At 53.4% G+C, this 13,866-nt stretch carries 11 protein-coding genes; 4 read left to right on the top strand and 7 right to left on the bottom strand.

Annotated features, from left to right (window positions below; all coding sequences use genetic code 11):
* The first annotated feature begins 9 nt into the window (after positions 1 to 9).
* The 4 genes from tatA to QOL41_RS09640 all read left to right on the top strand — a co-directional run bounded on the left by tatA (position 10) and on the right by QOL41_RS09640 (position 3,509).
* A complete protein-coding gene (tatA, locus tag QOL41_RS09655) occupies positions 10 to 210 on the top strand; it encodes a twin-arginine translocase TatA/TatE family subunit (RefSeq protein WP_072797201.1) in 201 nt (66 codons plus the stop codon).
* A gap of 11 nt (positions 211 to 221) precedes the next feature.
* Positions 222 to 950 (top strand): twin-arginine translocase subunit TatC, encoded by a 729-nt coding sequence (gene tatC / locus QOL41_RS09650; RefSeq protein ID WP_283429592.1) that lies wholly within the window; start codon positions 222 to 224, stop codon positions 948 to 950.
* Positions 951 to 1,165: 215 nt separating this feature from the next.
* Positions 1,166 to 1,999: a TIGR02147 family protein gene (locus QOL41_RS09645; RefSeq protein WP_283429591.1), complete on the top strand. Its 834-nt coding sequence runs from the start codon at positions 1,166 to 1,168 to the stop codon at positions 1,997 to 1,999.
* The gene (locus QOL41_RS09640; protein WP_283429590.1) at positions 1,986 to 3,509 is read left to right on the top strand and encodes a hypothetical protein; all 1,524 of its coding nucleotides are present in this window, start codon (positions 1,986 to 1,988) and stop codon (positions 3,507 to 3,509) included. Before QOL41_RS09645 ends, QOL41_RS09640 begins: the two co-directional genes overlap by 14 nt.
* 15 nt (positions 3,510 to 3,524) lie before the next feature.
* Here the strand turns inward: QOL41_RS09640 and QOL41_RS09635 are convergent, their stop codons facing one another.
* The 7 genes from QOL41_RS09635 to QOL41_RS09605 all read right to left on the bottom strand — a co-directional run bounded on the left by QOL41_RS09635 (position 3,525) and on the right by QOL41_RS09605 (position 13,864).
* Positions 3,525 to 4,190: a radical SAM protein gene (locus QOL41_RS09635; protein WP_283429589.1), complete on the bottom strand. Its 666-nt coding sequence runs from the start codon at positions 4,188 to 4,190 to the stop codon at positions 3,525 to 3,527.
* A 9-nt stretch (positions 4,191 to 4,199) separates the two neighbouring features.
* The gene (gene queD, locus QOL41_RS09630; RefSeq protein WP_173652868.1) at positions 4,200 to 4,529 is read right to left on the bottom strand and encodes a 6-carboxytetrahydropterin synthase QueD; all 330 of its coding nucleotides are present in this window, start codon (positions 4,527 to 4,529) and stop codon (positions 4,200 to 4,202) included.
* Between the two features lies 1 nt (position 4,530).
* Positions 4,531 to 5,184: a 7-cyano-7-deazaguanine synthase QueC gene (queC, locus tag QOL41_RS09625; protein ID WP_283429588.1), complete on the bottom strand. Its 654-nt coding sequence runs from the start codon at positions 5,182 to 5,184 to the stop codon at positions 4,531 to 4,533.
* Between the two features lie 75 nt (positions 5,185 to 5,259).
* On the bottom strand, positions 5,260 to 6,624 hold the full coding sequence (locus QOL41_RS09620) for a glutamate synthase subunit beta (protein ID WP_283429587.1): 1,365 nt from the start codon (positions 6,622 to 6,624) through the stop codon (positions 5,260 to 5,262).
* Positions 6,625 to 6,631: 7 nt separating this feature from the next.
* The gene (gltB, locus tag QOL41_RS09615; RefSeq protein WP_283429586.1) at positions 6,632 to 11,050 is read right to left on the bottom strand and encodes a glutamate synthase large subunit; all 4,419 of its coding nucleotides are present in this window, start codon (positions 11,048 to 11,050) and stop codon (positions 6,632 to 6,634) included.
* A 223-nt stretch (positions 11,051 to 11,273) separates the two neighbouring features.
* Complete coding sequence (gene feoB / locus QOL41_RS09610; RefSeq protein ID WP_283429585.1) at positions 11,274 to 13,625, bottom strand: ferrous iron transport protein B; 2,352 nt, start codon at positions 13,623 to 13,625, stop codon at positions 11,274 to 11,276.
* The gene (locus tag QOL41_RS09605) at positions 13,625 to 13,864 is read right to left on the bottom strand and encodes a FeoA family protein (RefSeq protein WP_072799394.1); all 240 of its coding nucleotides are present in this window, start codon (positions 13,862 to 13,864) and stop codon (positions 13,625 to 13,627) included. Before QOL41_RS09605 ends, feoB begins: the two co-directional genes overlap by 1 nt.
* Positions 13,865 to 13,866 lie beyond the last annotated feature (2 nt).

The following is a 13,866-nucleotide window of genomic DNA, read 5'->3' as shown; positions in this document are numbered from 1 at the left end:
GAAGGTAACATGTCTATCGGAATTCCTGAAATTATCTTGATTGTGGTCGTTGTGCTTTTGCTGTTCGGTGCAAAGCGCATTCCTGAACTCGCCCGCTCGCTCGGCAAGGCCCAGAACGAATACAAGAAGGCAAAGGATGCCCTGAAGGAAGAAGCCGAAGACTTACAGAAGACTGTCGAAAAGGCTGCCGAGGCCGAAGACAAGAAGTAAATTCGCTTAGAATGCAAGACGCGGAATCTAGTTTAGTTTCTCACCTGGAAGCGCTCCGGCGAGCGCTGATCCGTTCTTTTGTAGCGCTTGCGATTGGCATTGTCCCGCTCTTTTTAGCTTCGCCCTACGTCCTAGACTGGTTTTGCGAACAAATTACCTTACAGAGCGGAATCACGCTGCATTACTTTTCTCCGATGGAAGTATTCCTGCTGCAGCTTAAGATTGCAGCTCTTTTGGACGTCGTTTTATTTTCGCCTTATATCGCCTGGAACATTTGGCAGTTCGTGCTGCCAGCACTTTACGAAAAAGAAAAGCGGTTCATTCGCTCGATTGTTTGGCTTACGAGTGTGCTCTTTATAGCGGGCGTCGCGTTTTGCTTGATTGTCTGTTTTCCGTTGATTGTGCAGTTCGGCATGAGCTTTGCGGGCAAAACCCTTACGCCTGTATTTGGCGTTTCGAATTTGATTTCGCTTGCGCTCTGGCTTTCGCTTGCGTTCGGCTGCATGTTCCAATTCCCGCTGGTGACGTACGCCTTAATTCGCGGTGGCATCGTGAGCTACGAAACCGTTTGCGACAAGCGGCCCTACGTTGTCATTGGCATTCTCGTAATAGCGGCATTGCTCACGCCGCCCGATATTTTAAGCCAGATTATTCTGGGCGCACCAACTTACCTGCTTTTTGAAGCCGGACTTTTGGCCGCAAGGCGCTTTAAAAAGAAATCTCCTGACCAAAACGCCTGATTGCGTTTTCTCATTTCGCCGAGGACCATCCAACAAATGTTGCATATAGAAAGCAAGTGATGCATATACAGCTCAAATGTTGCATATAGAAAATAATTTTAGAATAATTGACAAAATCTTGTGATTTTTCTTAAAAAACTTAACTTTTGTTGCATAAAACTATTGACAAGGGTGTAAAAAAGAGATATATTCTTGGTGTAACAGGATGGAAAACAATGAAACCGATAACTGAATACACCGACTTTCGCCAACTGATGTTGGACTACTACGAAGACCGCAAGCGTCGTTCCGCGTTTTCGTGGCGTGATTTTTCGAAGGCCGCTGGATTTACCTCGTCGTCGTACATGAAGGTCGTGTGCGATGGCAAAAGCAAGCTGAGTAAAATCGGCGTGGAACGCACCGGGGTCGCCATGGGCCTCGTGGGATTTGAAATGGAGTATTTCCGAGCCCTCGTGGAATTTGGGCAGGCCGGGACCGAGGCGAAGAAGAAGGCTGCGTACGAGAGCATGCTTTCGATTGCCAAGGTTCACAAAGTCCGCGTGATGGAAGGCGACCTGTTCGAATTCTACGATTCCTGGCAAAACCCGGTGGTACGCGAGCTTGCACCCTTGATGCCAGGAGCAACCCCCGGCGAGATGGCCAAAATGTGCTATCCCGAAGTTTCGGCAGCCGAAGTGCAGCAGAGTCTGAACTTCTTGACCAAAGCGGGTCTCCTAAAGAAGGCCGGAGATTCCTTTACGCTGGCCGAGACATCGATCAAGGGCACACCGGACGCCACGCGACTTGCTTTAAGGGGTATGCATCGCATGATGTCCAAGCTCGCCACGCCCGCGATTGACCTCCCTGCTGACGAACGCAACTTTAGCGGCGTCACCATGGGAGTGTCGCGCGAAAGCTACGACCGCATTGTCAAAGTGTTGGACGAATGCCGTCGACAGATTATTGCGATTGCCGCCGAAGACAAGAGCATCGAACAAGTTTACCGTTTGAATTTACAATTATTCCCGCTTACTAAAAGCATAAAGGAGAGCAACAATGAAGAAGCTTAACATTTGCATTGCGGGCGCACTCGCCCTTCTCTGCACCAACTGCGGAGATTCCAATAGCGTAAACGTTTCGGGCACCTCCGAAGACGTGAACGAAGTCGCTGACAAGGGTTCCTCCAGTTCCGAACAGGACAAGTCCTCTAGCTCCACCGACAAGCTGGCTTTGAGCAGTTCCAGCGGAGAAACCCATACCCCGCCTGCGGGAGGCAATTCGCTGGACGCATACGTGGAAACCTTCGGCCTGCAAAACAAGGTGCGTTTTGACAAGGCTGTGATAGCTGTCAGCACTGGCCCCTACTTGCTCAAGCAGCAGCCAATGGACGGCTCCGATCCTTATACGGAATTTGAAAAGGAGGGCGTTGCCAAGTTCACGCAAGAAAACATCGGTGAAATCGAGGAATACTTCCCGAATGCAGCCGAAACTTACGCCACAACGGTTGACGCCATCAAGAACGGCACCAACGAATGCGCCCTCTATTCTTACAACAGTTACGGTAGCGAAAAGTACACCGGTCTCGTTCTGGAATACGTATCGTCCGACACCTTGAAGGTTACCGGCATTGCCGCCAAGAACTGCGAAGAGACTACTAAAGACATGTTTGTTCGATTCTTGGTCAGCTACTGCGGCGACCTGAACCAGGAACCGGTAATTATCGAAAATACCGTAGAATCTAGTGTTAAGAAGGAGCAGTGCCCCGCAGTTGACAAAACTGAATGGGTTGGCGAGAGTTCTTCTGCGGGTGTCACGAGCTCCTCTTCTGAAGTGGCACCGGGATCTTCCAGCTCCAATGAGGTTGTCGAAACGTGCAGGCACATTTCAGATAACGAAGCATTGAAGCAAGGTGCCAATTGCAACTCCAGTACCGACACCGAAACCGTTATCGATTGCGTTACCGGCAAAGAATACATTTGTGCTGCAAATTACTGGACTTTAGCAGAGATTTGCGCACCGGGCAGCGATTGCGACGGTGACGGCATTCCTGACGGAGTTCGCAGAATCGACTTGGAGCCCTGCGATACCGACACATTGCTCTATTTCTACGGACGCAGTTACCAGTGCATTGAAAACAAGTGGGTGTACCTGCCGCCTCCGGGCCCGGACAGCACCTATTCCCAGGCACGTAACGCCTCCCTGCAGCGCCGTGAAGGCCCAGCCGTAGCCCCGAGCGCCGTAATGGTAAAGAACGAAGACAATACCATTACCATTCGCGATGACGGGTACAACGCTTCCAATAACTTTGTTATTGAAGATGTTTACACGGAACTTTCTGGCGACACCGTAATCGTAGATGTCATTTACCCTGACGGGGCAAACGTAAGTTCCTTTGAAATAGGCGTACTCACGTTCACCGTCAGCAAGGTCTACGCAAACGTCAAGTACGTCAAGTACAAAAACGGAGAAAGAAGCGTCCAAACAATTCGCGAAGTAACAGAATTGCTCCCCTGCGCAAACAACGGATCCTGCCAGACATGCGATCCTGACAAGGATTGCGATCCCATGGTGGCCTGGTAAAATTAACCTAAAACGCTACACACCACGCATGTCGGGGTTCCAGACAACTTTATGGAGTTGCACCTGGAACCTCGCATTGTTTTCGGTCATTATCTTACTGTCAACCATCCATTCGACAATCTGTTCGTTTGGAATGGAGCCAAAAACCGGCGAGATATAAATATGCGGCATCCGTTCAGGCAAAAGTTGCGCCACGACTGATTCCGCTTCTTGCAAGTCTTCGATATTACCGACAACAAATTTCAAGACATCATTTTCGCAAAGTGTCTGCATGTTCTGAATTTTCATTTTCGCCGACATGCCGCTGCTTTTGCATTTCCAGTCCATCGTGTAAAAGAGTCCGGGAAGCCGCCATTTACAAGGAACGGTCCCGTTCGTTTCTACATTGACTTCAAAGCCTGCGTCGCTGAATTTCGAAAGAAGTTCACTCGCACCCTCGTGAATTAACGGTTCGCCACCGGTAAGCGTAACACACTTTACGCCCGATTCAGTACGGTACGATTCTACCGCCATCAAAACCTCATCGGCGCTCATTTGTTTGAAGTCATCGCCTTCGACCGCATACATGGAATCGCAGTAGGCGCAACGCAAGTTGCAGCCGTGTAAGCGTACAAATACAGCGGCTTGCCCTGTTCGAAGACCTTCGCCTTCGATACTTTTAAAAATTTCAGAGACTTTCATGACAAGCCCTTAGCGTTCGTATTCGACGAGATTGCCTTCGCTTTCTTGAATCTGCACCTTGTAGCAATGCGGGACCTGTTCACAAATCCAACGGGCCATATTTTCGGCTGTCGGATTCAAGTCCATTACATCGTTCAAGAACTTGTGATCGAGTTGTCCCTTCACAATTTCCTTGATGTGCGAAAAATCAACCACCATCCCGTTTTCATCGAGCGTTTCGCTTTGGCAAAACACCGTGATAATCCAGTTGTGGCCATGAAGTCCGCGGCACTTGCTTTCGTACGGGAGCGTGAGTTTGTGAGCCCCGGAAATTTCCATTCGTTTGATGACTCTGTACATTCTACGCCTCGTATTCTGTTGTATCGTTTATGCCCGCTTCGGCAAGGGCTTCCTTGCGTTCCAGGCAGGTTCCGCACTTGCCACAATGGATTTTTCCACCCTTGTAGCAAGACCAGGTTTCACTGTAATCGATACCGAGCGATTTACCCTTGCGGGCAATGTCTGTTTTGGAGATATTCGTGTACGGAGCGTCAATCGTAATGCCCGCGTAAGTGCCAGCAGAAATGGCCGCAGACATGTTTTTGACGAACGATTCACGACAATCCGGATAGATTGCGTGGTCGCCAAAATGATTCGCCATCATCACCTTGGAAAGATTACGGCTTTCGGCAAGGCCCGCGGCCACGGAAAGCATAATGCCGTTTCGGAACGGGACCACCGTCGACTTCATATTTTCGCTATCGTAATTGCCCTCGGGAATCGCATCGGCCCCCGACAACAGCGACGACGTGAAATAGTCGTGCATGAACTTGAGCGGAATCGTGATATGCGGGATTCCGAGGCGTTCGCAATGCATGCGAGCGAAAGGGATTTCCTTGTCGTTATGGTTTCCGCCGTAATCAAAAGATACGGCGAGCGCAATTTCTGCGGCTCGCTCGTATAGCAAGGTCACACTGTCCATTCCACCGGACAAGACCAACAAAGCATTTTTCATTGAGGCTCCTAGTTTTGTTTATAGTCAGGATGGATTTCGAACTGACTCGCCTCAAAGATAGTAACTTACATTGCTTTATACAAGTCCGTTTACGACTCGTTTAGCATCGGCCATGGCACGGACCACAAGGGACGCGCCATTTGCGCAGTCGCCGACTGCGTAAATGTGGCGAGCGGGGTCCGGAATGATTGCGGTACGCGGCGTGAGCTGGAGGCCCAAATCGTTCACGATGCCTTCGGCCGGAACCCCGGTAAAGCCCATGGCGAGCACAACTAGGTCGGTTTCGATGACTTCGGTAGAATTCGGGACTTCGTTCGGCTTGAGCGGGCGGCCCTGCGGGGACATTTCCCATTCCACGCGGACAGCTTCGACGCCTGCGACGCGGCCATCTTTCACAATGAACTGCTTGGAAGACACATTCCAGCGGCGTTCGCCACCTTCATGCTGGGCGTAGCTGGTACGCAGCATGTACGGCCAATCCGGCCACGGAGTAGACGGAGAACGTTCCTCAGGCGGCTTGGGCATGAATTCCACCTGGAGCACGCTTTCGCAGCCTTCGCGGATCGCCTTGCCCACACAGTCGTTACCCGTATCGCCACCGCCAATCACCAAGACCTTGCGGCCCTTGGCGCTGAACTTTTCAGGATTCGTTTCGCCAGGCTTGTTTGCGCCGTGCAAGAAGTCGAGCGCAAGGAAGATTCCTTCGGCTTCGCGGCCCGGGATTTTCAAGTCGCGGGCGTTCGGCGTACCGATAGCGAGGAAGACTTCGTCAAAATTCTTGTGGATGTATTCGGCAGAGATGTCCTTGCCGATTTCGGTGCTGCAAACGAACTTGATGCCGGCTTCTTCGAGGAGCTTGACGCGGCGATCGATAACGGACTTGTCGAGTTTCCAGTTCGGAATGCCGTAGCGTAAAAGACCGCCCACCTTTTCGCGTTTTTCGTAAACGGTAACGGCGTAACCCTTGCGGCGGAGCGCTTCGGCAGCAAAGAGGCCTGCAGGACCCGAGCCGATAACTGCAGCGGTTTTACCGTTCCATTCTGCAGTAGGGAGCGTTACGCGGCCTTCTTCGAAGGCGGTTTCGATGATGTACTTTTCGATTTGGCGAACCATCACCGGGTCGTTATGCACATTGCCCGTACAAGCGGATTCGCAAAGTGCGGGGCAAACGCGGCCCGTAAATTCGGGGAAGAACGCCGTCTTGCTGATAACGTTGTAGGCACGTTCCGCATTCCCTGCTGCGACAGCCGCATTGAATTCGGGCACCAGGTTACCAAGCGGGCAACCCGCACCGTGACAGAACGGGATTCCACAACTATGGCAACGTGAACCCTGCTGCACGATTTCGAGAGAAGTCAACTTGCGTTCGACTTCGTTGTTGTCCTTGATTCGCTCTTCGACAGGGCGGTAAACATCTGCAATTCTTTTAATTTCTTCCATATATACCTCAGCCCTTCTTTGCCAATGCGTTACGATAGTCGACCGGGAAGATCTTTACGAACTTCGGACGTTCGCTGTTCCAGTTTTCAAGGATGCGCTTACCCTTTTCGCTACCCGTTGCCTGAACGTGCTGTTCAATAAAGTCAATGAGTTCGCGTTCGCTGTCAGTACCGGCAAGCACACTTTCAAGGTCCACAGAGCCCACGTTGCAGCTCAGGTCGAAGTGACCCGTTTCGTCGTACACGTAAGCAAAGCCACCCGTCATACCTGCGGCGAAGTTCACGCCTACGCGACCGAGCACGACCACGCGGCCACCCGTCATGTATTCGCAGCCGTGGTCGCCCACGCCTTCGCTTACCAGGAGCATACCGGAGTTACGGATACCGAAGCGTTCGCCAGCGAGACCGTTGATGAACACCTTACCGCTAGTACCACCGTAACCGATGACGTTACCGGCAATGACGTTGTCTTCGGCCTTGAAGGTGGCGTTGTGCGGCGGACGCACGATAATCTTACCGCCCGAGAGACCCTTACCCATAAAGTCGTTGGCTTCGCCTTCCAAATCGAGCGTGACACCCGGAGCAAGGAAGGCACCGAAGCTCTGGCCCGCGACACCCTGAAGGTGAATGCGAATCGTATCTTCGGGAAGGCCCTTCACGCCAAAGTGTTCGTCCACTTCGCCAGAAAGTTCCGTACCCACCGTACGGTCGGTGTTGTGCACCACCGTGCAAAGTTCCACGGCAGTACCCTTTTCGAGGGTTTCCTTGACGAACGGCAAGAGTTCGCGGCGGTCGAAGTTGACCAGTTCTTCCTTGACATAGTTCTTGTCGAAGGACTTGACGCCACCCTTGACGGTTTCGAAAATCTTGGAGAAGTCGAGGTTCTTGGCCTTGTAGAAGGCGATGGCAGAATCCTTTTCGAGGAGGTCGCTACGGCCGCAGGCTTCTTCGAGAGAACGGAGACCGAGGCTTGCGAGGATTTCGCGGACTTCGTCGGCGATGAAGAACAGGAAGTTTTCAACGTATTCCGGCTTGCCCGCAAAGCGCTTGCGGAAGTCCGGATCCTGCGTTGCAATACCCATGGGACACTGGTTCGTATGGCACTTGCGGTCCATCACGCAGCCAAGGCTAACGAGAAGGTTCGTAGCAAAGCCGAATTCTTCGGCACCGAGGAGTGCTGCCACCACAATGTCGCGGCCCGTCTTGAGCTGGCCATCGACCTGGAGCTTGATACGACCGCGCAAGTCGTTGAGCACAAGGGTCTGTTCCGCTTCGGCAATACCGAGTTCCCACGGAAGGCCGGCATGCTTAATAGAGGTGAGCGGAGATGCACCCGTACCGCCATCGTGGCCGGAAATGAGCACCACGTCGGCATGAGCCTTGGCAACACCAGCGGCAACCGTACCCACACCCACTTCGGACACGAGCTTTACGGAAACACGAGCCTTCGGGTTGGAGTTACGCAGGTCGTAAATGAGCTGAGCCAAGTCTTCGATAGAGTAAATATCATGGTGCGGCGGCGGAGAAATCAGAGACACATTCGGCGTACTATGACGGATGCGAGCCACAAAGTCGTTCACCTTGTGAGCCGGCAGCTGGCCACCTTCACCGGGCTTTGCTCCCTGAGCCATCTTGATCTGCAAATCCTTTGCATGGCGCAGGTAGTCAATCGTGACACCAAAGCGGCCAGACGCAATCTGACGAATAGCAGAGCTACGAATGTCACCGTTAGGAGCCGGAGTATCGCGATCCGGGTCTTCACCACCTTCACCGCAGTTGCTCATGGCACCGATACGGTTCATGGCGATAGCGATGGTTTCATGAGCTTCAGGGCTCAAAGAACCAAGGCTCATAGCGCCTGCCACAAAGTGCTTGACAATGGATTCACGGCTTTCGACTTCGGAAATGTCGATCGGAGTCGCATCCTTGAACTTGAAGAGGCCGCGGAGCGTTGCCTGACGTTCGGACTGATCGTTAATGAGCTTGCTGTAAACCTTGAACTTTTCGTAGTCGCCGCCCTGCACAGCCTGACGGAATGCAGCCAAGGACTGCGGAGTCCACAAGTGCTTTTCGCCTTCTTTGCGGTAAGCGTACTGGCCGCCGGACTGAAGCACCTTGCTTGCGTCGGCAAAGGCAATCTTCTGGCGTTCGCCCACTTCGGTAGCGATTTCTTCGAGACCGATACCTTCGATGCGGCTTGCGGTACCCGGCAGGAACTTTTCGACGAGTTCCTTGTTCAGGCCAACTGCTTCGAAAATCTGGGCGCTGCGGTAGCTACGGAGGGTAGAAATACCCATCTTCGACATAATCTTGAGGAGGCCCTTGTCAACAGCCTTCACGTAGTTGGCGGCAGCAGTGACCGGATCCACATCGAGGTCGCCGTTGTGGCACATGTTAGTAATGCTCTGGAAGGCCAGATACGGGTTGATGACCGTGGCACCGAAACCGAGCAACAGGGCAAAGTGCATGACTTCGCGGACTTCGCCGGACTGCACCACCAGACCGATTTCAGGACGTACGCCAGCTTCTACGAGGGCGCGGTTCACGCTGGCCGTAGCAAGCAGCGACGGAATAGGCACGTAGCCCCAATCGACGTTCTTGTCGGTAAGCACGATGATATCGAAGCCCTCGTTCACGGCACGCACGGCATCGCCAGCAAGGTTCTGCAAGGCAGCCTCGAGGACTTCCCCATTGCCACCGAGCGGGAACTGCATCTTGAGTTCCTTGGCCTTGAAGGCCTTATCGCCGATGTTTTCAAAGCGGCGGATTTCGTCTTCGGTCACGATCGGGCGCGGAATCTTGATGAGGTGCGCCTGTTCCGGAGTTTCTTCGAGGATGTTGCCGTGGTTACCGATGTAGGTCGTAAGGCTCATCACCAATTCTTCACGAATCGGGTCAATCGGCGGGTTCGTCACCTGAGCGAACAGCTGCTTGAAGTAGTTGAACAGCGGCTGCGGCTTGTCAGAAAGCACGGCGAGAGCGGCGTCGTTACCCATAGAACCGATAGGTTCTGCACCGTTCTTGGCCATGGGCTGCAAGATGATGGAGAGGTCTTCGGCAGAGTAACCAAAGCGCTTCTGCTGCACCAGAATATCGTCAGGAACGTCGGCCGGGTTGATTTCGCTAAAGAGGCCGCGAACGCTCATCTTGTTTTCGGCGACCCAGCGGCGGTACGGCTTGCTACGGGCCACGTAAGCCTTCATTTCGGCGTTCTTCAAGATGTGGTGATTTTCGAGGTCGAGGTAAATGATTTCACCGGGTTTGAGGCGGCCCTTTTCTTCGACTTCGTCATCCTGCAGGTCGAGCACGCCCGTTTCAGAGGCCATCACGAAGAGACCGTCTTTACATAAAGTGTAACGTGCCGGACGAAGGCCGTTGCGGTCGAGGATTGCACCGGCATTCACACCGTCGCTGAACGCGACGGCAGCAGGGCCGTCCCACGGTTCCATAAGCATGGATTCGTATTCAAAGAAGCCACGCACGTCGCGGCCGAGGTAATGCTTTTGACCCCATGCCTGCGGCAAGAGCATCATCATCGCATGCGGGAGGCTACGGCCCGCAGCGACGAGAAGCTCAAACATGTTATCGAGGCTGGCAGAGTCGCTCTGGCCCGGCATAATGAGCGGCAAGAGCTTCGGCAAATCGTCACCGATGACTTCGCTCTTCAGGAGCGGTTCGCGAGCGCGAAGGCTGTTCAGGTTGCCGCGCAGGGTGTTGATTTCACCGTTGTGAGCGAGGTAACGGAACGGATGAGCCAGCGGCCAAGTCGGGAACGTGTTGGTAGAATAACGCTGGTGAACGAGAGCCAAGGGGCTTTCGAAATCGAGATCGTTCAGGTCCTTATAGAAGCCTTCGATCTGGCTTGCGAGCAACAGGCCCTTGTAAACGATGCTCTTGCGGCTGCAGCTGCAAACATACACGCCCTTGCAGGTCTTTTCGACCAAGCGACGCACCACATAAAGCTTGATATCGAATTCTTCGTTGGTCTTGAACTTGGAGCCGTCAAAGAACACCTGGCGAATGTGCGGCAAGGTTTCGCGGGCCGTGTGACCGATGGTAGCGGGGTTCACCGGAACTTCGCGGAACTGAATGACATCTACACCTTCAGATTCGGCAACACGCTTGATTTCGGCATCCAAAGCATCGGCGGCAAGCGTGTTTTCCACAAAGTACATTGCCACGCCGTAACGGGCCGGAAGACTCGGGTACAGCTTGCGGAAGAACTTATGCGGCATAGAAAGCAAAAGGCCAGCGCCGTCACCCGTTTCAGGGTCGCCACCAGCCGCACCGCGGTGCATGAGCCTTTTCAAGACCGTAATACCCTGCAACACAATCTGGTGCGAGGCAACATTATTAATATTGGCAACTAGGCCGACACCGCAGGCGTCGTGTTCGTTGGCCGGATCGTAAAGTGCTTGAGCGTTCATAAATAATCCTTGTTTTTACTTTTTTGCGCTCCGTATTTGCAAAATCCGTGCCAAACAGACAAAACACCCGTCAATTATTGAAAAAGCGGTCAAAAATGTAAAACGAAAGCCGAATCCTAAAATTCAGCTAAATTTTCGATTTCAAAAATTGTAAAGAATTACAGCATTTTTACAAATTTCGTAAACGCCCGTAAATCAGACGCAAATTGCGCGAGAACGGGCGTTATTCGAACACTTTCTTCTTGCGCTGGTCACGGCCAATCAGCACGAGGCTCACGACCACACCGGCGAGGAGTACCACCGAGGTGAAAATCCATGCGGTAGAATGCCCGCAGGTCACCTGGAAGAACAGTACCGAGAGACTCCAGCCGATAACCGTCTGGAAAACCATCATGAGCGTTCCGTAGAAGCGCCCGAGTTCGCGGAAGGCGGTTCCCATGGCGGCAAGGCACGGCACATAGAGCAAGATGAACAGCAGGTAGGCCAGCACCTGAAAACGCCCGAGATTGAAATGCGCCTGCATCGTCTTGTACGCCCCTTCGTTCCCGGCACTTTCGGATTCATCGATGGCATCTTTGACGCCCAGCGGGTTTGCAATCGAGGTAAAGACTTCTACCAGGTTCGCCGGGACACTCACGAGAGCTTCTTTCACCGTCGATTTCAGACTAAAGCCTTCGTCCGCGGCAGTTTCTTCCGGGGCCGCGTCGGCAGCAGCAAGCGCGCCCGCCTCCTCCGCTTTTTCGGCAGCGTTAGCAGCGTCAGCGTCGCCCGTGCCCTCGATGGCATACAGCGAATTGAGCGTTCCGACAATCGCCTCTTTCGCGAAGAGCCCCGTAAAGAGCGCGACAGATGCAGGCCAGTTGTCGCGTTCAACACCGAAGGGTTCGAACACCGGCGTAATCACCGTTCCCACGGCGCTCAGCACCGACTTTTCGTTGTTGTCGTTGCCGAAACTTCCGTCCGTGCCGACGGAGCCCATAAAGCCGAGCACCGTCACCATAATGAGCACGACCTTGCCCGCGCGGAAAACGAATTCCTTGAGGCGGAGCCATGCGTGACGGAAAAGGTTACGCGCCTTGGGCAAATGGTAAGGCGGCAGTTCCATGATGAACGTCGATTCCTTGCCCATGAAAACCGTATGGCGCAAGAGCAGGCCGTAAATCAGCGCAATCACGATGCCCGTCAGGTAAATCCCGAACACGAGCGTGCCTGCGCTTTCGCCGAAGAAAGCCGCACCAAATAGCGCATACACCGGAAGGCGCGCCCCACAACTCATGAACGGCACCAAGAACAAAGTAAGGAACCTTTCGCGCTTGTTTTCGAGCGTACGCGTGCCCATGAGCGCCGGCACCGAACAGCCAAAGCCAACGATCATCGGCACGAAAGCCTTTCCCGGGAGCCCGAGGAACCGCATAAAGCGATCCGCCACAAACGCCGCACGCGACATGTAGCCAGAATCCTCGAGGAACGAAAGGCAAAGGAACATGAAGAAAATGACAGGTATGAACGTCGATACCGTCTGGATACCCGTACCGATGCCGTTCGCCAACAGCGCCACGACAACGCCCGGCGCACCAATCTTCGTCAGAAGTTCCGTCATTCCGTCCACGAAAATTCCGCCGAACAGGATGTCGAAGAAATCGATGAACGCGCTGCCGACCTTCACCGCAAACCAGAACACCAGATACATGGCAATAAGGAAAAGCGGTATTCCTAGAATACGGTTCAGAAATAGTTTGTCGAGCTTGTCGGTCCGCGTGCGCTTGGTAGTATTGTCGCGGATGACGGCCTTCGCGATGTCGCGGGCATAGGAGTAGCGGGAATCGGCCAGTGCAAATTCCACCTCTTCGCCCAAGTCTTCTTCAATCTTGTCGTGCGGGATTTCGACACCGAGTTCGTCGGCAAGTTCCTGCACTCGCCCGCTATGCTCCAGGTACTGCACCGCCGTCCAGCGCGGGCTTGCGCCAAGCTTGTCGGCTACGGGCTTGAGCGGCACCGCAATTTCTTCAATCAGCTTTTCCAGAACTTCGGAATGCTTGACCGCCTTCGGGAGCGGAAGCTCGCGGCTGTTATGCAGCAACTTGTGCAAGTCGTTCACGAATCCTTCGCAGCTCTTGGGCGAAACCGCCGTAAGGCCAATCGCCGTCACGCCGAGAATTTCTTCGAGCTTGTGCAGGTCCACATGGATGCCGCGACTCGCCGCGATATCCATCATGTTCACCGCCAAGACCATCGGCACGCCCTTTTCCATCAGCTGGCTCGTGAGGAACAGGTTGCGTTCCAGGTTCGTAGCATCTAGAATGTTCACGACCAGGTCCGCCTCGCCCTTGAGCAAGTAATCGAGAGCGGCGCGTTCGTCTTCAGAATTCGCAAACAGCGCGTAAATACCCGGCAAGTCCACCACGCGAATCGTGTGGTTGTCGAGCTTGAACTGGCCTTCCTTCTTTTCGACAGTCACGCCAGGCCAGTTGCCCACAATCTGGTTCGAGCCGGTAAGCGAGTTAAAGAGCGCCGTCTTTCCGCAGTTCGGATTGCCTGCAATCGCAATCGTGAAAACTTCTTTCTCGATAGGCATCAGACTCTCCTCAACTTGAGCACATTGGCTTCTTGTTTGCGGAGCGAGAGCCTGTACGAAAGCACGCTCACCTCGACCGGGTCGCCGAGCGGAGCCACCTGCAAAACCTGCAGCACCACGCCACGCACAAGCCCCATCGACAAAAGTTTGGACTTGTATTGAGAATCACCCGTGTTGTATCCAATAATTTCGGCCTTGTCGCCTTTTTTTAGTTCCGAAAACTTCGGTTCGTTATTCATAC

This window comes from Fibrobacter sp. UWB10 (assembly GCF_900182935.1).
Lineage (GTDB): Bacteria > Fibrobacterota > Fibrobacteria > Fibrobacterales > Fibrobacteraceae > Fibrobacter > Fibrobacter succinogenes_O.
The sequence above is the reverse complement of the archived record's forward strand: the minus strand, read 5'-3'. Positions and strand labels throughout refer to the sequence as shown.

What these genes read in the sequence shown, in the direction of transcription:
- tatA (WP_072797201.1), top strand. Translation starts at nt 10, where the DNA reads ATGTCTATCGGAATTCCTGAAATTATCTTGATTGTGGTCGTTGTGCTT.
- tatC (WP_283429592.1), top strand. Translation starts at nt 222, where the DNA reads ATGCAAGACGCGGAATCTAGTTTAGTTTCTCACCTGGAAGCGCTCCGG.
- QOL41_RS09645 (WP_283429591.1), top strand. Translation starts at nt 1,166, where the DNA reads ATGAAACCGATAACTGAATACACCGACTTTCGCCAACTGATGTTGGAC.
- QOL41_RS09640 (WP_283429590.1), top strand. Translation starts at nt 1,986, where the DNA reads ATGAAGAAGCTTAACATTTGCATTGCGGGCGCACTCGCCCTTCTCTGC.
- QOL41_RS09635 (WP_283429589.1), bottom strand. Translation starts at nt 4,190, where the DNA reads ATGAAAGTCTCTGAAATTTTTAAAAGTATCGAAGGCGAAGGTCTTCGA.
- queD (WP_173652868.1), bottom strand. Translation starts at nt 4,529, where the DNA reads ATGTACAGAGTCATCAAACGAATGGAAATTTCCGGGGCTCACAAACTC.
- queC (WP_283429588.1), bottom strand. Translation starts at nt 5,184, where the DNA reads ATGAAAAATGCTTTGTTGGTCTTGTCCGGTGGAATGGACAGTGTGACC.
- QOL41_RS09620 (WP_283429587.1), bottom strand. Translation starts at nt 6,624, where the DNA reads ATGGAAGAAATTAAAAGAATTGCAGATGTTTACCGCCCTGTCGAAGAG.
- gltB (WP_283429586.1), bottom strand. Translation starts at nt 11,050, where the DNA reads ATGAACGCTCAAGCACTTTACGATCCGGCCAACGAACACGACGCCTGC.
- feoB (WP_283429585.1), bottom strand. Translation starts at nt 13,625, where the DNA reads ATGCCTATCGAGAAAGAAGTTTTCACGATTGCGATTGCAGGCAATCCG.
- QOL41_RS09605 (WP_072799394.1), bottom strand. Translation starts at nt 13,864, where the DNA reads ATGAATAACGAACCGAAGTTTTCGGAACTAAAAAAAGGCGACAAGGCC.